Consider the following 18,879-nt stretch of genomic DNA (forward strand, 5'->3'; position numbering starts at 1 on the left):
TTTAGCAGACCTCGTTATACATATTATTTTTCTTTTATTATTCCTGAAAAGGGAATGGAAATATTGACAATAAAATTTCTCCCCGGTTCAGGTACATTAATCATCCTGTAATAGCTGGTATGATTAAAGTACTTAGTATTCAACAGGTTTTGCACCTGCATCGAGATGTTTATTTTTTGATTTCTTAAATTGACATCTCCTCCAAAACTCAGATTAAACACCTGATATCCATCGGTTTTTTCTTCGGGAGGAACGATATTGTTTTGGGCCGCTGTCATCCTATAATCAACCGAGAAATAGGCATTTTTAATAAAGCTTATGCTTGGCTGTTGGAATTTAACATTAAGAATTCCAGAGGGTGGTGGCGAAAAGGGTAAGGTGAAGCCCTTTTTCTCTCCCGACATTTGCTCAGAATATACATATTCACCAATAAGCCCAAGCTGTAGCCATTTATAAAGCTCAAAATGAGCGTGTAATTCAGCACCATACCTTAATACTTCGCTTTGAGTATAATAAAATACTTGGTTGCCATTACCATAAAGTCTATCGTGTTCAGATGTTGGATTCAGATAAATATAATTCGTGAAATAGTTAAAGAAAGGAGTGGCTCCAATAGCAAATCTTTTATTATGATATTCCAATCCCATATCTATCTGATAAGATATTTCTGGTGATAGATTGGCATTACCCACTTCGTAGCTGAAATGATGATAATTTACTCCGTTTGCGGCCAATTCTTTAGCTATAGGCATTCGGAAGCTTTTACCAATATTGACTTTATAGGACCATTTACCAGGATTATAATTATAGCCTAGTGACCAAGTAAAGTTTGAAAAGCTTCTGTTGATGTTTTCAGCTCTCTGCAAATATTGCATAGTGGTATCCCCATTTTCAATAACTGGGGATGTAAACCAATCATAATATTCTTGGGTTTCAATATTTCCATAGTCATATCGGATTCCTGCTTGAATAATGCTTTTTTCAGAAAGAAAATACTTCCCAAATACAAAGCCGCCCATATTGAACTGCTGATATTCAGGAATGATAAACCCACGTCCATCAATTTGATTATCTTGAAACTCACTATTTAAGCCAAATTTCAGTTCCGCTTTCTCTGATAAATCATAATGAAACTTGAGATGACCAGAGTATACATTTTTCGTGAACTGTCGTTCTAGGTCTGGGTTAAAATCCATTGAATCAGGAAAAACCGCAGGCATATAGCCATGTTGTACATACGGACTCCATTCCTGTCTGAAATTTCGCTGATAGCCCAAGTCTAATTCAATTTTCAGCTTATCCCATCTATAGAAACTGCTATTGGTGGCCTTTAAATGACGACTCAATTGATAAGGATATAGAATGTCTCTATTGGATTGATCATGCAAGTCTGTGTCTATGTTTCGAGGTTCTAAACCATGTGCATTGGCAAAAAAACCACTTTTCGAGTTCACACTGCTGATGTAAAAATGACTTTGAAATTGGTCTTTAATCATCCCAAAGGATAGGTGTAGGTTCTTTTCTTTACCAGCTGTATTACGTAAGTTATTATTGTACAAAGGAGCACGATAAGAATAAATATCAACACTATCAGTAGGGACTTTGTAATCGCCATAATCCATTATAGTGGCACGAATATCTGCAAAGAACCAGTTTTTTCTCATAAACATGGAAATGGAAGTACCCAGTAAATCATTATTAGTTTTACCTAATAAATCAACAGAACCACCAAAGGAGTTCTTAGCATGTATTTCCCTTTTTTTCATGTCGATGATTCCACCAATGGCATCTGAACCATACATTAGCGAGGCAGGACCTTTAATGACTTCAATATTATCTACAGCATATTGGTCAATTTCAAGGCCATGGTCGGTACCCCATTGCTGAGCCTCGTGCTTTATATTGTTCTCCACCACCACCACTCTATTAAACCCAAGTCCTCGAATAACAGGTTTCGACTGGCCCGAACCAATTCCAATACTGCTTATCCCTGGTAATCGTTCTAGAGAATTCATTAAACTACCACCTAGGTTTTGTTTCAGGTACTCCTCATTTACAATTTCTACATTAAGCGATTCTTCTTTCTTTCTATTTTCTATATAATTATCATTTACCTCAATTTCTTGAAGGCTAAGTGCACTCACCTCTAATTGATAATTGATGGTTTTGTGACCATTTATAGAAATGGTATCTATCAATGATTGATAACCTATAAATGAAATTTCTATTTTATACTTACCTGCTGGTAAATGCTCCATCACAAAGTCACCATTAGCATTGGTGATGCTGCCTTTTTTCACTGGAAAAAGAAATACGGATGCACCGGCTAAGGCTTGGTTGTTTTCATCAACAACCATACCTTTAAGCTCAAAATGCATTTGCGCATAGGAAGCATTATAAAGAAAAGCCATGCCTATTAAAAGCATGAAAAACTTGCTCATATTAAAATAATTGAGTGAAATAAATACCTAAAAATCTGTAGAATGTCGTTTAAGAAAGCTGAAACGGTGGTGCTCTAGGCGATTTGTTAGAAAATCTTATTTTGAGAGGAAGCTTAGGAGCGATCTCTTTAGTTTTAAAGCTAATAGTTGGAATGAAACTAGGAAATAAAGAAGTCCTAGGTAAATCATTAATGGTTAATTGATATTCACAGATATCGCAGCTATCTTCTTTTTCACAAAAGGCTTGATGGTTTTGATGTATTCCTTTGCCAGATATTGCAAGTTCATGCTCACAATGGTGTTCATGATCGTGATGCCAAACTATATGAATAGATTGGAATATGATTGGAAATAAAAATATCCAAAACAAAATGCTGGCAATATGTAATCTGTGTTTTGTCAAGTATTCTATTGGTTTTTACATATGGAACAAAGTCCTTTAATTAAAACCTCGGTTTCGGTATCGGAATAACCATCGGGCAACTGATATTTTTGAACCGGGATATTCTCCATACATTTAACAGTATTACATTCCTTACAATAAAAGTGTGCATGTTCCTCTTTATGCGTAACAGTATTATCCAGCGCATATTTGACCAGCTGATTATCGATAACTATTTTATGGATAATATGATGCTCTTCAAGAGTCTTAAAAGAACGGTAAAAAGTAGTTCGATTATAATTCCCTTCCAAACGTTCCCTAATCTCATTTTCAGATAGGGCTTGCTTGGCAGTCTGCACTACCTTAAGAATTCCCTCACGACAACTGGTTCGTTTGAGATGATGATTATTTAAAATATCCACTGGTTTCATAAATGCAAATCTATTTCAAATGCAACAATGGTGCAAAGGTATTTTGTTTTGTGATTCATAAAAGAAAATATTTGTTAAAATCTAGCTAAGCTAAATATGATGATTTCGGATAAATAAATAACCTTTTCATCTATTACCTTAATTCCGCAAGAGCATTTAAGGTATTATCTTAAAAACAATTCCTACATTTGGGCTAACATTTAATCAGACAATTAAAAATCCGTTTCTTATTTAGTTTATAGCCTTTTGATAAGTTTCTGGTGTTTTATTTTTGATAAAACATAAGTATATCCGCAATTTGAGCTAAGATATAGTTAATAAAAGTGAATATATAGGAAGTTGAAATCATTTTGAAAAACCAGATTAATGAAAAAACTAATGGGATGAATATACGGAAGATAAGGATTAGGCTTGTCCTCACTGGTATAGTTGTTTTAGTTCTTTTTGTAATCAATAAGGAATACTTAAGACCTGCATTCCAAAACAATGAGGTTGTTTCAATTATAGTAGGTAGTTTGCCAAATTTCTTAGGTGCCTATTTGTTTAGTTTGCTTCCTTTTGAAAGAATAATCAAGTCAAATAACAAAAACAGAAAGGCTTATTACTACCTCTACGTGGCTATCATTTTTATCTTTCTAATAATTGAAGAATTCTTCCCTTTTTTTACCGCCTCTAAAACATTTGATGTTTACGATATCCTTGCCAGTGGAATGGGGTGTATTCTTGCCATTTTAAGCTATGAAATTACGATAAAGAAAATGCTTATTAAAAACCAAGCATCTTAAACAGCCTGAATTCAGCACAATAACACCTAATGAACATAAACAACCAAGTTTTTACGTTTCGATTACAACTCTGATATTCACCTTTTTTTAATTGGGTATATATTCCTTACTAAACATACACCAATCCTTTCCTACAAACAAAAGAAAAATTTTGCTGCGGTGATTGAAGCCATTAATCTCCTTATTTTTGCGGTAAATAAAAGTATTATTCTTGTAAGCAAGAAAATGACAAAGTGTATGTATTTATAGCGCATTAAAAGCAACAGATACTACATTAAAAAAGGTCCTTAATAAAGTTAACTTCTGGGAGATTCATAAAGGGACAGGCTTGAATAGTCGTCAGAGATTGATGCTTAATAAATAATGAGAAAGTTTTGAAGAAAAATTAAATAATTCAAAATGGGCAAATACTGCAAAAGAAGGAAGAGGCACTAATTATGAATTAAAAGAAATACCTGAAGATAATACCTAATCGTATAACACAAAAAAAATAAACAGAATGAAAATATTAGCATTTAATGGAAGCCCTCGTAAAGCGGGGAATACATACGAAGCTTTAAAAATAGTATGTGAGCAATTAGAAGCCAAAGGCATAGAAACGGAGATGATACAAGTGGGTATTAAGAATATTAGGTCTTGTACGGCTTGTGGTATGTGTGCTAAGAATAAGAACGAAGCCTGTGTGGCGAAAACAGACCCTGTTAACGATTGGATTCAAAAAATGAAACAAGCGGATGGATTTATTTTGGGTTCTCCGGTGCATTATGCTTCCTTGGCGGGCAATATGAAATCATTCCTTGATAGGGCATTCTATGTATCTGGTGTGAATGGAAATATGTTCCGTCATAAGGTAGGAGCTTCTGTAGTTGCGGTTCGTCGTTCAGGAGGCTTACCCACCTTCAACGAGTTAAACAATTATATGAACTATTCAGAAATGATGTTGGCTTCTTCTAACTACTGGAATGTGATACATGGAACTATGCCTGGCGAGGTTCATCAAGATGAAGAAGGTATACAAATTATGAGAGTATTGGGCAAGAATATGGCTTATCTATTAGAGTTGAGGGAGCACGGAAAAGGTAAGGTGGAAGCACCAGAACAAGAGAAGAAAATATATACTCATTTTGTGAGGTAAATCGTATAGAGTAAATGACTTTTACATTGATTCTATTTTGCACGAATATTTCGGGTGCCAATCATAATCCCAGTAACAATCAAGAATGCACTAATAAAGTGATAAACCTGCAAGTGTTCTCCCAAAAATACCCAAGCGGCAATTCCGCTAAATAAGGGAAGCAAGAAGTAAATCATCCCAGCAGAAGGAGCGCCAATTTTTTCGATGGCCTTATTCCATGAAACAAATGATATGAGTGAAGCACAAATACCAATATAGAGGATGCTAGCAAAAATGGGCATTGTGATGATTTCGGGTTCTGTCTGCAGGCTTTTATTCACCAAATAGAAAGGCAGAAGTATGACGAGTCCAATGAGAAAGGTCATGTATTGCAAACTGATCACCGATATTGCAGCAGGTTTTCGTTTGAGCAACATGCTATGAATAGAGAACGTAAAAGCCGCCATCAACATCAATGGGTCACCCGGATGAAATGACAATTGGAGGAGTCTGGAAAGCTGCCCCTGACTGATAATACTCAATACACCTACTAATACAATCAGTATTCCTAAAGACTTCTTTAGGGTAATCTTCTCTTTAAAGAGAAGGCTGGATAAAATGAGTATAAAAATAGGAAAAGTGAGTGCAATGAGGGAAAGGTTGATGGCTGTGGTACTGCGGCCAGCAAAGTAAATGAGCGTATTAAAAGTACTCACTCCCAACAGCGCAGTAATGGCTAAATAGGGAAGCTTTGCTCGTATGGCTTTCCAATCTCGTCTTACTGAATTCAGCGCAAAAGGAGTAAACACCAAAACTGCTACTGTCCAACGATAAAACGCCAAACTAAAGGGATGTATCTCTGCTGACCATCCTCTAGCTACCACAAAATTCCCCGACCAGAGTGCTGTGGCCAAAAGTGCAAATGCAAATCCTATCAGCTTATTATTCGTCTGTATTTCGTTCTTTTTATCGCTCATCTATTTCAGCTGCAAATGAACGGAATTTAGTTTGGGCACGCAAAAGCTGATGATACAATCTTTATTTTGCAGATCATGCCAATTCCCAATAAGGAATAATTTCCATTTTAGTGTTTTCTAAAACCTTGGTATCCTCAAAGCAAATTAATAATCTAGTCTATTTCAGATTAATAATAATGCATTAATTTATTTCTACATTTGTGCAAATCAAAAATAGACCATGTTTCAATCACACTTTGGCGAGTTTGCAGCCTTAATGACTGCTGTTTTTTGGACCATTACGGCACTAGCTTTTGAAGGGGCCACTAAACGTGTAGGCCCTTTTGCCGTAAACCTCATTCGATTATTATTTGCCATCGTCCTTTTAAGTATCATGTCTTATTTTAGTAGAGGGATTGCTTTTCCAGTAGATGCCACTACATATATGTGGTTTTGGCTTGGATTGTCGGGTGTAGTTGGATTTATTATCGGAGATTATTTTCTTTTTGCCTCCTATCCTCAAATTGGCTCAAGAATGGCCATGCTCATGATGACCTTGGCGCCACCCATGGCTGCCTTTTTTGGATGGATTGCCCTTGGAGAGACCATGAATTTAAAAGGCTTAGCTGGAATGTTGTTAGTATTATCGGGAATTGGAATTGCCATTTGGAGTAAACCCAGTGGCGAAAAGAAAGCCAAATTAAAATTCCCAATTAAAGGACTGCTTTTTGCCTTTATTGGCGCACTCGGACAAGGAGGAGGAATTGTATTAAGCAAATACGGAATGGGAGAATATAATGCTTTTGCAGCTACTCAAATTCGTGTTATTGTCGGCATTATTGGATTTGCCATCATCATCACCTTTTTAAGAAGATGGAGAAATGTAACAGCTACTTTTAAAAATAAATTGGCCTTAAGAGGTATTGTGGTAGGTTCTATATTCGGACCATTTCTTGGTGTTTCCTTTTCTCTGCTTGCCGTTCAGAATACCAATACAGGAATCGCCTCCACCATTATGGCTATTGTTCCAGTCTTAATAATTCTACCAGCTGTGGTTTTGTATAAACAGAAAGTGAGTTGGGCTGAGGTTGCTGGAGCTTTCTTGAGTGTTTTGGGTGTGGCTATGTTTTTTATATAGGGGTACTAAACAATTAAAAGAAATTACATAATTCGTAATTTTAACAAAAAGGAGCTATGGAGAAGATTTATTCATTGAGTTCCCCTATTTTCCGTTCTGCCAGTTCAATCAAAGAATGATTTCGAAAGCATCTCTAGCTCATATTATAGCAGAATGATACCGATTGATGATATTATCCATACTAATTCCCTTTTATCTTTTGGCTTAATAAAAGATTATAATACTTTTGTTATTGCACTAACAAACACATTCCATCATGAAAAAATTAATCCTATTTTTTTCCATACTATTATTTACCACGGTGGTATTAGCTCAACAAGTTGACAAGCAGGAAGCCATAAAGGTTGGGAAGGTATTTTTAAACAATACTAAAAGCAATATTTATAGTTTGAAGGACTATGAAACTTGTTCATATAAAGGTGGGATTCTTTACCATATCGTAAATCTTTCACCTGCTGGTTATGCCTTGGTATCCAATGATAAAGATTTTGCTCCTATACTTGCTTATTCTTTACATGGCAAATATGAAAAGAATAATAACAATCCCTTGCATCAATTAATCTGTGCTGATTTTGAAAAGAGAGCTGCTTCTGAAGGGCTTTATCTTTCGAAATATAAAGATGAAAACAATAAAAGTTGGGCTGTATTATTGTCTGGAAAATCAAATAATAAAAGTAGTTTATCATGGCCTGAATTAGGAACTACATCCACCGAAGGTTGGGTAGAAGCACAATGGTCGCAATCTGCACCCTATAATGCTGCATGTCCCATGGATCCAATAGACAATGCGAGAAGCATAGCAGGCTGTCCTTCCATCACCATGGCTCAGATATTAGATTTTCATAAAACCATCAATGAAAAGATATTTTCTGATGAAGATGATTATTTTCACAATTATAGTGGAAGACAATATGATATAGATGATGATTTCGAAGAACTGGATTTCCCTTCTTTCCCCGAATTAAACACGAATTTAAATAGTCTTCAAAATAGTTATTCAGTAGGGATTAATCCTTCTAATCTTGAAATAGCAAATCTTGTATTTGCATGTGGTGTAGCTTGTACTCAGGTTTATTCTTCCTCAGCATCTGGAACTTTCGGAGTAAATCAAGCAGCAGATGCATATGGTTCTTTTAATTGTTCCAACTCCGAATTACTATATCCAAATATGGAGAATCTTTATGAGAGGATGGCATTTAATATGCGTCATGCCTTACCGATTCATCTAGCAGTGGTAAATGACGCTATGACTGTGGGACACAATGTAGTTCTTGATGGATGGAATGAGGATAATTTTTACCACGTTAATTTTGGATGGGGTGGTTCTTACGATTCTTGGTATCATATTCCTGATGATTTACCCTATGAACTTACCGTTATTGAAGGCGTTGTTCTCGATATTTTGTTAGAGAATATGCAAAACACAGCTCCATTTTCTTCTGATATCATTATAACGTGCAATGAAAATGTTGAAATAGACATAGTGGCAGAAACATTCATAAATGCTTATTCTGATGCTGAACTCGATACCATAATGAAGATTAAAATCACCGAACTACCTAGTTTTGGAGTGCTTGATTATAATGGTAGTCTTGTTATTATAGGGCAAGAAATTGACTTTTCCAGCTTCAGTCAAATGACATATTCCTCTAATTCAAATCCTGCTGTGGATGACCATTTTAAGTTTCAAGTATATGATGGTTTTGAGTATTCTGAAGAAGCAACATTTCAAACCCTTTTTGATATAACAGCTTTGGGAGAAGATAAAAGTAATCTTGATTTTGAATTATTTCCAATCCCTTGTAGCAATGAGCTTAGCATTAGTTTTGAAAGAAATTCTGAGCAATCTGTCATTAAAATCTATAGTATTGTTGGAGAAGAACAGTTGAGGGTTTCAACAAGGGAACAGCAGGTTATTCTACAATTAAATGGTTTTTCAGATGGTATTTATTTTGTTGAAATTGAGCAGAATAATGAATCGCTGACAAAAAAAATAATTGTCAAAAAGTAGCAATGCCAATACAATTTACTCTTTTTTGCTCAACAAAGAAATCACATCCTCCAAATTCTTCTTAAGATGTATCAAATCTTTTATTTCCAAAGAACTATCAAGGAGTTTTTTAGATAAATCTTCGGGAATAGATTTTGCTTTTTCTTGTAAATCGAAGCCCTGATTGCTAAGTTTAATGATGACTTTCCGCTCGTCTTGCTTGGAGCGCTCACGCTCCACTAATCCTTGCTTTTCCATCCTTTTTAGCAGAGGCGTAATGGTATTGGTATTCAAAATTAATTTCTTAGCAATATCATTTACTGGCATGCCATCCTCTTCCCATAATATCATTAAAACCAAATATTGAGGATAGGTGATTTTTAGCTGATCCAAATAAGGTTGGTATTCTCTAATTATCAGTCGAGATGCTGCATATACCGGAAAGCATAACTGATTTTCTAATTTTAGTTGATTGTATTTCATGGGGTTTGTTTTGTTTGATGACCGAGGTCCGATGTGGAGCCCGAACTAAAGAATTAGCTCTACATCCCACATTTGTCATCCGTCATCCCGCCTCTTACTTCAAATTCTTCTCCAAATACGCATCTATCTTCTCTGGCTTAGTAGTCGGTGCAAATCTCTTCACCGGATTTCCTTCTGCATCGATTAGAAACTTGGTGAAATTCCATTTGATTTTGTTGCCTAGAGTTCCTTTAAGTTCTTGCTTGAGGTATTTATAAAGTGGATGAGCATTATCTCCATTTACATCAATGATAGAAAACATGGGAAAACTAACTCCATAATTAATCACACAACCCTGTTCAATTGACTTCTCATCCCCAGGTTCTTGATTGGCAAACTGATTACTTGGGAATCCCAATATCACCAAACCTTGGTCTTTATACTTCCGGTATAGTTTTTCTAATCCTTCGTATTGAGGAGTCAATCCACATTTACTCGCGGTATTTACTATTAATACTGTTTTGCCTTTATAGGCTTCCATTTTTATATCTTTTCCCTGTAGGGATTTGGCTTCGAAATTATAAAATGTATTATTCATAATGTTGTTTTTCTTGTTTGATGAGTGATGACAGATGTAGGGTTCTGAATACTGGGTTTTGCTTGTAGTCCTTATTGTAAACTTCCCTCTTTGAATCTTGAAATCAGCTTGCCCCTACCCTAAAGGGAGACTGAATTTCAAGCATACTGCTTTTGACTTGGAGCCTCGAACTTTAAACTTTAAACTTGGAACTTTAAACACGTTTTTTACAAGCCCCTGTTGACCAAAGGGCCCATAGCACTAATACTGGCTGAAAGAATAAGCGAATCAATCTGGCTCTATCACTATCTAATCCAAAGGCATCTACTTCATTGATGTATTGAGAGATATTGCCTGGAAATACAGCGATAAAAAATAGAGCGGCTGTCCAGCCAACTATATGTTTCCGTTTGTATAGAAAGATTAAACTGGCACCTAATACTATTTCTACTATTCCTGAAAGCACCACTACCAAGTCAGTTCCCAAAGGCATCCATTGAGGCACCTGTGCAGTAAATTCCTGTCTGAGCCAAGTGAGGTGGCCAATTCCAGCATATAATAATGCTGCTCCTAATAGTATTCTTAATATTGTTTTTATGTATTTCATTTTACTAGATGTTTGATGACTGATGCTGGATGTTCGAAGTAATACTTCTTGCTTCGTGCATCCTGATTCCAATTATATTATGTCGTTCGCGATGCAAACATACTTGATATTATTTATATCGTGCACGATATTTATGTTTTTAGCTTTATTTTAACAGCTCACCAATTCTAAATTCTTAATTTTACTTCATGGAAAAAAGAGAAAACATCGTATTCATAGCCACCAGTATCGACGGATATATAGCTGATAAAGAAGGAGGAATCTCTTACTTAGAAATGGTTCCAAACCCAGAACAAAATGATATGGGCTATGGAAAGCTGATGGAAAGAGTAGATGCCTTAGTGATGGGAAGAAATACCTATGAAAAGGTTTTGAGTTTCGGAATAGGATGGCCTTATACTAAGCCTGTTTATATTTTATCCAACACTTTAGAATCTGTTCCTCAGGAATTCCAATATAAAGTAGAACTGGTAAAAGGTAGTTTGGAAGAGGTTTTAGAGCAAATGCATGCAAAAGGCCATCACAAACTTTATATCGACGGAGGAAAAGTTATTCAACAATTTCTCAGCGAAGATTTAATAGACGAAATGATACTCACCACCATCCCCATATTGCTCGGAGGAGGTGTTCCATTATTTGCTCATCTTCCAAAAGAATTGCCATTTGAGTTGAAAGAGTCGAAAGTGTTTTTGGGAGAAGTGACCCGGAGAACCTATATCAGGAAGAGGGAATTAAAAAATGATAGTTGATCGCTAGGGCCTCAACCCTCTTAGGCTTTGATCCTTTGTATAGGTCTAGAGGATGATAGCCCTAAAAGGGATAGCGTCCTTGGCTTTCACTATTATCATTTACAATTCAACATTCATATTTTACCTCTAAATAGCTAATACTACAATTCATCAGATTTCTATTCTGTATTGAATGAGTTCCTTATAGTTTTGCATCAAATAATTTAACATGCGAACTATTGAATCCCTTTTAGGTCTTATAATTACGAAGAAACAAACCTTCCTATTTATTTTGATGGCTATTTATGTTGCTAGTCATGGCCAAATAGACAGCGCCTCTATTCCTAAAAAACACCATCCATTTTTTAGCCTCAACTATCATTATGGAAAAGTGATGGGTACTACCGATTTTGTGAAAGGTGATAATATGAGTGGAAGTCCCATCGCTAATTATCAGTCCTTATCATTCAAATTTGGTTTTCAAAACCCAGGCTATACCGACTGGCAGAAAACTTTTCGAGGACCCTATTATGGTGTTGGATTTTTTATGGGCGATTTCTTTACTGAAGAATTAGGATATCCATTGGCAGCTTATGGTTTTTATGGAGTCCCAATCAAACGATGGGAAAAACTTGAGCTGTATTCTGAGTTTCAATTTGGTCTAGCCTGGCGCTGGAACCATTACGATTCCATTCAAAACCCAAAAAACAATGCCATTGGTTCTAATATGACCGTTTATTTGGATATTGGTGTGAATGCATTTTACCCGCTCACCAAGTATCTTGATTTAGGTTTAGGATTAAGCTTTACTCATTTTTCAAACGGGGGATTTGAACGACCCAATAGAGGATTGAATTTAATATCTCCTTCTTTTGAATTGAAATATCACATCAATAAAAGGCCAAATACAAGAAGCATAGAAAGAATGCCAAAAGTGAAGCAAAAGTCGAACGAGTTTTATATGATGCTGGGTTATGGTGATCATCAAATTGTAGAGCACGAATACGACAGTAACTATTATGCCATAGCTGGTTTAGGTTTGTATTATTCATTTCAGCATTCCAATGCTTTTAGGTCGGGCCCTGGAATCGATTTCAACTATATGTGGGGACTTACCGCTAAACCAGACGGAACCCCTGGCCCCAAAAGCCTTGATAATTTAACCATCGGATTGATATATACACCAGAATTGGTGATTGATAAATTAAGGCTAACAGGTGGGATTGGAATTTATGCCAAACACCATCAATATGGAAATTTCACTCAATTATATCAACGATTAGGAGCTAGATACTATTTCACCGACCATATTTCGCTTGGAGTAAATGTAAGAGCCATCAATTTTATGTTGGCAGAGTTTCTCGAATTTAATTTGGGATATACCATCAATTGGAAAAAGATATAATTTACGAGGGTCTCTTTGTCATTTTACTGTTGCTATATTTCAATCTTAGAAAAAGAGTATTTTTGCGGATTCTTATAAAATCCTCATTGTAAACAACCATGGCTAAAATCATCAAATACAATAACAAGCTCATCAATTATCAAGAGCCCATTACCATAAAAGACAGGCTTATCATCTCATTGGAGTATTGGTGGTTAGAATTGGATGAAAACAATTCCCCAACTCGAGAATTGGGATTTAACGATGAACATCAAGTGCAAATTGCAGCTCCAAAAGAGGAGGACTTCGGAATGTGGTGTAATCCAGAAATTCAGTTTGAGAGTACTGTAGATTTTGAAACCATCAGTATAGAGGATTTCGAAAACAAGTGGGACGAGTTTATGAAGGAGTAATCATACCATTAAAAAAGCTTCGTCTTAAAATGGATGAGTTCCGAAAATCAAGTAAATCAAAAAAGAGTTTCTTTTTAACTATGATTACAACATTCGGAATCCATCAAAACAAGTATAGTAATAAGATTGTTGATAAGGAATTAACCATGGATACATTATTCGTAGACTAATCTATATGTAGCCAAAGCTTCCATTTATTCACACCTTTGGCTACTTATAGAAAATGTAAAAACAAGTAAATGAAATACGCCGGAATAGATTTAGCTTGGAAAGGAGAAACCAATCCATCGGCCATAGCAGTAGGAAGTTTAAAAGGCAATGAGATACTATTAGAAGATATCCATCCTCAGATTTTTGGTTTAAACCCAATTCTTGAGTTTTTGAAAGCTCAAGAAAACCTGCAAGGAATTTCGGTAGATGCTTCGCTCAAAATCCCCAATAAAACCGGCTATCGAAAAAGCGAAACGGATTTGAACAAAGTATACCGAAACAAATGGGCTGGCTGTTATCCCACCAATCAAAACTTATATCCCAATGCTTTTAGTGTGAGGCTATCAGAAAGATTAGAGGAGGAGGGTTTTAAATATGGAACAGAGCCTAAATGGCAAATGGAGTGCTATCCACATGCATCACTCATAGAAATTTTTGGTTTAACGAGAAGATTGGTCTACAAGAAAGGAAAAGTTGGGGAGAAGATAGCAGGTCAAGTAAAGTTGGCTGAGTTGCTATTAAGTCTACAAGAATCACAGGTATTAAAACTCATCATACCCAATGAACTCACTCACTTTTTCGACTTCAAAGCCATCCAGCAACTAAAAGGTCAATCACTCAAATCCAACGAAGATGCATTGGATGCAGTAGTTTGTTTGTATACTGCAGCTTTGTTTGCCAATAAGCATGCTGGGAATATTTATGGTGATTTGGAGGAGGGTTTTGTTTGGGTTCCGGATAATGTTCTTTGAACACTGATAACACGGATTCAACAGACGATCACTGATCCGTGTAAATTCGTATAATCTGTGTTATCAGTGTTCAATTATGTAACTTTGCCAAATGCCCAAAATCATTTTCTTGTCCGATACCCACCTGGGTTTTGACTATCCACTCCGACCAAAAAAAGAAAAACGGAGGAGGGGGATCGATTTTTTCAACAACTTCGATAAGGCCTTGGAGTATGCACAAGAATTACAAGCCGATTTGGTGATTCATGGTGGCGATCTCTTTTTCAGAACTTTAGTTCCTCCTACCATTATTGATATGGTTTACGAGCGCATTTTCAATTTTGCTGAATCAGGTATTCCCATCGTAATCGTTCCCGGAAATCACGAAAGTTCTCGTTTACCCGTTTCCCTATTTATGCAGCATCCTCTCATTCTTTATTTCAGTAAGCCAGAGGTATTTCAATTTCGGTTAAAAGGGATAGATTTCGATATGGCTGGTTTCCCTTGTGTGAGGAAGGAGGTCTTGTCTAAATTTCCTGATATTGCAAAAGAAATAGCACCAAAACTGAGGAAAGAAAGCATCAAACTCCTGTGCATGCATCAATCCATAGAAGGCGCTACATGTGGCCCATCGGATTATACATTTAGAGGAGGGAAAGATGTAATACTGATACAAGATTTACCTGAAGATTATGATTTGTTTTTATCGGGTCATATTCACCGCTCCCAAATACTCTATTCCGCTTGTCAAACTCCCATTATCTACCCAGGCTCTATAGAAAGAACAGCCTTTGCTGAGAAGGACGAGACCAAAGGGTTTTACGAGATCAACATCAGCGAAAGCCAAGAAATATCCTATGAGTTTATCCCCTTGGAAACCCGACCCATGATAGATATTTTCCTCGATAAAAACTTATACACGGCAGCCACATTAAAAGAAGATATTCTTCAACAAATCACCAACCTTCCATCTGATAGCATCCTCCGTTTTAAATTGAAAAACAATGCTTTTATAAAACTACTTAATGTTAGGTTTTTAGATGGGATTATTTCTCCAACCATGAATTACCAGATTGCTGGCTTGAGAAGTTTAACTCTCAAAAATAAAACACAAGAATAGTATTATAGACTACCTTTTTAATAGATTTAAAGTCTGTAGATTGTAAATCATTGCTTTTTTTAGGAGGATAAATGGAGTAATTTCGCCAAATAATGATAAGGTCAAAACAGGATGAATACTAAGCATTTTTCAAACTCGATAGAACAAAAAAAAACCACCTCTACTCTACTTTTAATAAGCTTGGCATTATTATCCGCTTTTGGTCCATTTGTAACCGATTTATACTTGCCGGCATTACCTTCTCTGGCAAAATATTTCCAGACTTCGGCCTCCAATGTACAGTTAAGTTTATCCTTGAGTATGTTGGGTTTGGCGCTTGGTCAGTTGGTTATTGGCCCGCTTAGTGATAAATATGGGCGTAAAAAACCCCTTTTGGTTTGTATGTGGATATTTATTTTCTCTACCATAGCTTGCTTATATTCTTGGGATATTTATTCTTTTGTGTTCTTCAGGTTAATACAAGGAATGGCCGGAGCTGGTGGGGTGGTTTTATCTAAATCCATTCCTACAGATTTGTTTCGCGGAAAAGAACTTGCCAAATATATCGCTATCATCAGTGCTATAAACGGCATTGCTCCTATTGTTTCTCCAGTTATGGGAGGCATTCTATTGGAATTCTTCGATTGGAAAAGTGCTTTTTGGGTATTGCTGGGTTTAGGTTTTCTTATCCTGTTTTTATCCTATAGATTAAAGGAATCACTAGCCCAAGAAAATAGAAGCGACAAAAGTACCTTATCTAACTTCAAAACTTTAGGAAAGGTGTTCAGAAACCCGAGTTATGCCTTCAACACTTTGACTCTGATGATGTCGGCAGTGGTATTATTCTCCTATATAGCCTCCTCCCCTTTTATCATTCAAGAACACTATGGCTATTCTGCTTTAATATTTAGTCTTTGTTTTGGATTAAACTCCTTAAGTATTGTTTTGGGTTCTGCCCTTTCCATGCGTTTCAAGCAAACCAAAAATAGTATTATCACCGGGAGTATTGGAGTGTTTGTTTTCTCTTTAAGCACTGGATTAAGTCTGTTCTACGATCTTCCTTTTATATATTATGAATCGAGTCTTATTTTCGTATTATTCTTTTTTGGATTGCTATTCCCTGCTGCTACAGCATTGGCTTTAGACAGTGAACGAGAAAATGCAGGTTCTGCTTCGGCAGCCATTGGCTCCATCACATTTTTGGCAGGAAGCATTTGCACTCCCTTAGTTGGCTTAGGCAATCTATTGCACTCCACAGCAATTTGTATTATTATTGGTGGCGTATTTACTGCTTTATTCTGTTATCTGGCCCGAAGAAACGAAAATCGAATTCAAGGCAAATCCTGAATGCTTTTCTTAAGTATTCATAAATTTCTCCATTCGATTTCTTACATTTGCTTCATGCAATACAAGCCATTTTTGCTCATATTCCTTTTCTTATTGATTTATGGGAACTCCTTTTCACAAAGCCGTTCAACCATTGATAGTTTAGAGCTTGCTTTAAATCGAATAAATGATGAGACTCAAAAATGCGATATTCTACTAAATATCACGGACCTCATCATATCATCAGAACCTGATAAAGCACTTGACTATGCGCAAAAAAGTCTTGTTTTATCTCGTGAAAATGAAGATAGCCATAGAGAGATTAAGGCCTATTTACAATTAGCAGAAATTTATTGGTCTAAAACAGATTTTAAAACTTCACTAGAGTATGCATATCAAGCCAAAGGATTGGCAGCAAAAGAAGATTATCAAAAAGAATATGCCGAGTCCATTCTAATAATCACGCAAAGTTTTTTTGAATTAGGAGATTATAAAAAGAGCTCCAATATGAACTTTGAAGCTCTTAAAACCTTCGAAAAAATCAATGACAAAAAAGGAGTCATGAATGCTTTGAATAAAATTGGGGTCGATTTTTTTAGCCAGGATGATTCAGATAAAGCCCTTGAGTATTATAAACAATCTTTAAACATGGCAAGGGAAATAAATGATTTAGAAGGAATTTCTCGTGGCTTGAATAATACCGCAGTTATTTATGGTAATAGAGGGGATATAGAGAAAGTAAAAGCTAATTATTTTGCATCGGTTGCAATAAATAAAAAACTGGGTAATCATTTGGGTGAAGGTGTTAATTATCTCAATTTAGGCATGGTAAATGCCAATGAAAATAATGATGATTCCACTTTGTATTATTACCGAAAAGCAGAATCACTTTTTACAGGATTAAATAACTTCTACAGTTTATCAGATCTATACCTTAAGTTTGCTTTGCACCATACCAAACTCAAACAAACGGATAGTGTGTTGTTTTATTCGCAACAAGCCTTAAAAATTGGAAAAGAAAACAATATTAAGCTGGTAATATATGGTGCAGCATTTATTCTTAAAGGCAGGTACCTTGAGTTGTCTGATTTTCAAAAGGCTTATGAATACAGCGAATTACAATATCAAATAAAGGATAGTCTGGATTTTGAAAATAATAAAACCCGTTTATCTCAATTGGAGTTTTTATACGAGCAAGACAAAATAAATCAGGAAAAAAAGATTAAACAGCAGAGAAGGGAGTTTAGCTTCAGTTTAGTGTCTGGAATAATTATTATGTTTTTTTTGGTTTTATTCATCATACAAAGAAACAAAACCAAAAGGAAAAGTCTTGAACAGAAAAACACATTGTTGGAGAAAGAAAAAATATCAAAAGAGCTTGAATTCAGAAATAAAGAACTGGCCACCAATGTGATGTATTCTATAGAAAAGAATAATATGTTGAGGAATATCTCCGATGAATTATTTAATATCGAAAAGGAAGCTGTAAAAGAGGAAACACAAAATGCCATACAAAGAATTTCAAAAAGAATATATAAATCAATAGAGGAAGGTTCGTGGGAAGAATTTGAAATTCGATTTCAACAAGTTCATACCGATTTTTATGAAAACTTGAGCAAGGACTTTCCTGATTTATCTACAAATGAAAAACGCCTTTGTGGTTTTTTACGACTTGAAATGACCTCCAAAGAAATCTCTAAAATTACAGGACAAAGTATTTCTGCTCTTGAAACTGCGAGGCTACGACTTCGTAAAAAACTTGGCATTACCAAAACAAAAGTAAGCCTGAATTCTTTTCTTAGTAATTATTAAAACTCTGTTTTTTTTACTAAATCTATCTATGACGGGTTTTTGTCAGGGTATTTTTATACCATGACGTAGTATTGACGCAGTATAAAAACCAAGCTAAGTGTTTCTATATTATAGCTTTGCAAATAAGCAAATCGATCATATGAAAAACAAACCCGATACAAACAAAAACAGCATTAAATCCAAAGGTGTAGAAGAATTAAAAATCATCATGGAAAGAAAAGAGGCAGAAAATATTGCTTTTGAGAAAATGCTAAAAAAGATTGGAAAAAAACACTCAAAAAATAATACATAAA

19 protein-coding genes are annotated in these 18,879 nt (G+C 35.6%); 12 read left to right on the forward strand and 7 right to left on the reverse strand.

Annotated features, from left to right (window positions below; translation table 11 throughout):
- Positions 1–23: 23 nt before the first annotated feature.
- From HNS38_RS04945 to HNS38_RS04955, 3 genes are read right to left on the reverse strand one after another with little or no spacing between them, the layout of a single operon-like run.
- Positions 24–2,441: a TonB-dependent receptor gene (locus HNS38_RS04945; protein WP_172346084.1), complete on the reverse strand. Its 2,418-nt coding sequence runs from the start codon at positions 2,439–2,441 to the stop codon at positions 24–26.
- A 49-nt stretch (positions 2,442–2,490) separates the two neighbouring features.
- A complete protein-coding gene (locus HNS38_RS04950) occupies positions 2,491–2,844 on the reverse strand; it encodes a hypothetical protein (protein ID WP_172346086.1) in 354 nt (117 codons plus the stop codon).
- A gap of 5 nt (positions 2,845–2,849) precedes the next feature.
- The gene (locus HNS38_RS04955) at positions 2,850–3,254 is read right to left on the reverse strand and encodes a Fur family transcriptional regulator (RefSeq protein ID WP_172276028.1); all 405 of its coding nucleotides are present in this window, start codon (positions 3,252–3,254) and stop codon (positions 2,850–2,852) included.
- A gap of 383 nt (positions 3,255–3,637) precedes the next feature.
- Here HNS38_RS04955 and HNS38_RS04960 point away from each other — a divergent pair, with 383 nt between their 5' ends.
- Both HNS38_RS04960 and HNS38_RS04965 read left to right on the forward strand, forming a co-directional pair.
- Entirely contained in the window at positions 3,638–4,039 is a 402-nt protein-coding gene (locus HNS38_RS04960; protein WP_172346087.1) for a hypothetical protein, read from the forward strand.
- A 499-nt stretch (positions 4,040–4,538) separates the two neighbouring features.
- Complete coding sequence (locus HNS38_RS04965; protein ID WP_172346089.1) at positions 4,539–5,174, forward strand: flavodoxin family protein; 636 nt, start codon at positions 4,539–4,541, stop codon at positions 5,172–5,174.
- A gap of 32 nt (positions 5,175–5,206) precedes the next feature.
- Here the strand turns inward: HNS38_RS04965 and HNS38_RS04970 are convergent, their stop codons facing one another.
- Complete coding sequence (locus HNS38_RS04970) at positions 5,207–6,130, reverse strand: DMT family transporter (protein ID WP_172276022.1); 924 nt, start codon at positions 6,128–6,130, stop codon at positions 5,207–5,209.
- A gap of 220 nt (positions 6,131–6,350) precedes the next feature.
- On the opposite strand from HNS38_RS04970, the gene HNS38_RS04975 reads away from it, so the two are divergent.
- Entirely contained in the window at positions 6,351–7,247 is an 897-nt protein-coding gene (locus tag HNS38_RS04975) for a DMT family transporter (protein ID WP_172346090.1), read from the forward strand.
- Positions 7,248–7,503: 256 nt separating this feature from the next.
- On the forward strand, positions 7,504–9,258 hold the full coding sequence (locus HNS38_RS04980) for a C10 family peptidase (protein ID WP_172346091.1): 1,755 nt from the start codon (positions 7,504–7,506) through the stop codon (positions 9,256–9,258).
- 15 nt (positions 9,259–9,273) lie between these two features.
- Here the strand turns inward: HNS38_RS04980 and HNS38_RS04985 are convergent, their stop codons facing one another.
- The 3 genes from HNS38_RS04985 to HNS38_RS04995 form a co-directional block, all read right to left on the reverse strand.
- Positions 9,274–9,720 (reverse strand): MarR family winged helix-turn-helix transcriptional regulator, encoded by a 447-nt coding sequence (locus HNS38_RS04985; protein ID WP_172276016.1) that lies wholly within the window; start codon positions 9,718–9,720, stop codon positions 9,274–9,276.
- A 94-nt stretch (positions 9,721–9,814) separates the two neighbouring features.
- Positions 9,815–10,297, reverse strand: coding sequence for a glutathione peroxidase (locus HNS38_RS04990; RefSeq protein ID WP_172346092.1), 483 nt, complete (start codon positions 10,295–10,297; stop codon positions 9,815–9,817).
- 193 nt (positions 10,298–10,490) lie between these two features.
- Positions 10,491–10,883, reverse strand: a complete 393-nt coding sequence (locus HNS38_RS04995) for a DoxX family membrane protein (protein ID WP_172346093.1) — start codon at positions 10,881–10,883, stop codon at positions 10,491–10,493.
- Between the two features lie 188 nt (positions 10,884–11,071).
- Between HNS38_RS04995 and HNS38_RS05000 the strand changes: the two genes are divergently transcribed.
- From HNS38_RS05000 to HNS38_RS05035, 8 genes are all read left to right on the forward strand, one after another.
- Positions 11,072–11,632: a dihydrofolate reductase family protein gene (locus tag HNS38_RS05000; RefSeq protein ID WP_172346094.1), complete on the forward strand. Its 561-nt coding sequence runs from the start codon at positions 11,072–11,074 to the stop codon at positions 11,630–11,632.
- A 208-nt stretch (positions 11,633–11,840) separates the two neighbouring features.
- Entirely contained in the window at positions 11,841–13,016 is a 1,176-nt protein-coding gene (locus HNS38_RS05005; protein WP_172346095.1) for an acyloxyacyl hydrolase, read from the forward strand.
- A gap of 98 nt (positions 13,017–13,114) precedes the next feature.
- Positions 13,115–13,408, forward strand: a complete 294-nt coding sequence (locus HNS38_RS05010) for a hypothetical protein (protein ID WP_172346096.1) — start codon at positions 13,115–13,117, stop codon at positions 13,406–13,408.
- Positions 13,409–13,647: 239 nt separating this feature from the next.
- Positions 13,648–14,370 (forward strand): DUF429 domain-containing protein, encoded by a 723-nt coding sequence (locus tag HNS38_RS05015; protein WP_172346098.1) that lies wholly within the window; start codon positions 13,648–13,650, stop codon positions 14,368–14,370.
- Between the two features lie 91 nt (positions 14,371–14,461).
- Positions 14,462–15,469 carry a DNA repair exonuclease gene (locus HNS38_RS05020; RefSeq protein ID WP_172346099.1) on the forward strand — a complete coding sequence of 336 codons (1,008 nt, stop codon included), beginning with the start codon at positions 14,462–14,464 and terminating at the stop codon, positions 15,467–15,469.
- A 111-nt stretch (positions 15,470–15,580) separates the two neighbouring features.
- Positions 15,581–16,795, forward strand: a complete 1,215-nt coding sequence (locus HNS38_RS05025) for a multidrug effflux MFS transporter (protein WP_172346100.1) — start codon at positions 15,581–15,583, stop codon at positions 16,793–16,795.
- 54 nt (positions 16,796–16,849) lie between these two features.
- The gene (locus HNS38_RS05030) at positions 16,850–18,586 is read left to right on the forward strand and encodes a tetratricopeptide repeat protein (RefSeq protein WP_216663636.1); all 1,737 of its coding nucleotides are present in this window, start codon (positions 16,850–16,852) and stop codon (positions 18,584–18,586) included.
- 139 nt (positions 18,587–18,725) lie between these two features.
- On the forward strand, positions 18,726–18,878 hold the full coding sequence (locus HNS38_RS05035; RefSeq protein ID WP_172275994.1) for a hypothetical protein: 153 nt from the start codon (positions 18,726–18,728) through the stop codon (positions 18,876–18,878).
- Position 18,879: the final 1 nt, after the last annotated feature.

Origin of the sequence: Lentimicrobium sp. L6 (assembly GCF_013166655.1) — a bacterium.
In the GTDB taxonomy this organism is placed as follows: Bacteria; Bacteroidota; Bacteroidia; order Bacteroidales; family UBA12170; genus UBA12170.

Bases quoted from the DNA above. Each gene is read 5' to 3' on its own strand.
- HNS38_RS05030 (WP_216663636.1), top strand. From the start codon at position 16,850: ATGCAATACAAGCCATTTTTGCTCATATTCCTTTTCTTATTGATTTAT.
- HNS38_RS04980 (WP_172346091.1), top strand. From the start codon at position 7,504: ATGAAAAAATTAATCCTATTTTTTTCCATACTATTATTTACCACGGTG.
- HNS38_RS05020 (WP_172346099.1), top strand. From the start codon at position 14,462: ATGCCCAAAATCATTTTCTTGTCCGATACCCACCTGGGTTTTGACTAT.
- HNS38_RS04990 (WP_172346092.1), bottom strand. From the start codon at position 10,297: ATGAATAATACATTTTATAATTTCGAAGCCAAATCCCTACAGGGAAAA.
- HNS38_RS04975 (WP_172346090.1), top strand. From the start codon at position 6,351: ATGTTTCAATCACACTTTGGCGAGTTTGCAGCCTTAATGACTGCTGTT.
- HNS38_RS05025 (WP_172346100.1), top strand. From the start codon at position 15,581: ATGAATACTAAGCATTTTTCAAACTCGATAGAACAAAAAAAAACCACC.
- HNS38_RS04970 (WP_172276022.1), bottom strand. From the start codon at position 6,130: ATGAGCGATAAAAAGAACGAAATACAGACGAATAATAAGCTGATAGGA.
- HNS38_RS04965 (WP_172346089.1), top strand. From the start codon at position 4,539: ATGAAAATATTAGCATTTAATGGAAGCCCTCGTAAAGCGGGGAATACA.
- HNS38_RS05035 (WP_172275994.1), top strand. From the start codon at position 18,726: ATGAAAAACAAACCCGATACAAACAAAAACAGCATTAAATCCAAAGGT.
- HNS38_RS04960 (WP_172346087.1), top strand. From the start codon at position 3,638: ATGAATATACGGAAGATAAGGATTAGGCTTGTCCTCACTGGTATAGTT.
- HNS38_RS05005 (WP_172346095.1), top strand. From the start codon at position 11,841: ATGCGAACTATTGAATCCCTTTTAGGTCTTATAATTACGAAGAAACAA.
- HNS38_RS05010 (WP_172346096.1), top strand. From the start codon at position 13,115: ATGGCTAAAATCATCAAATACAATAACAAGCTCATCAATTATCAAGAG.
- HNS38_RS04985 (WP_172276016.1), bottom strand. From the start codon at position 9,720: ATGAAATACAATCAACTAAAATTAGAAAATCAGTTATGCTTTCCGGTA.
- HNS38_RS04955 (WP_172276028.1), bottom strand. From the start codon at position 3,254: ATGAAACCAGTGGATATTTTAAATAATCATCATCTCAAACGAACCAGT.
- HNS38_RS05000 (WP_172346094.1), top strand. From the start codon at position 11,072: ATGGAAAAAAGAGAAAACATCGTATTCATAGCCACCAGTATCGACGGA.
- HNS38_RS04945 (WP_172346084.1), bottom strand. From the start codon at position 2,441: ATGAGCAAGTTTTTCATGCTTTTAATAGGCATGGCTTTTCTTTATAAT.
- HNS38_RS05015 (WP_172346098.1), top strand. From the start codon at position 13,648: ATGAAATACGCCGGAATAGATTTAGCTTGGAAAGGAGAAACCAATCCA.
- HNS38_RS04995 (WP_172346093.1), bottom strand. From the start codon at position 10,883: ATGAAATACATAAAAACAATATTAAGAATACTATTAGGAGCAGCATTA.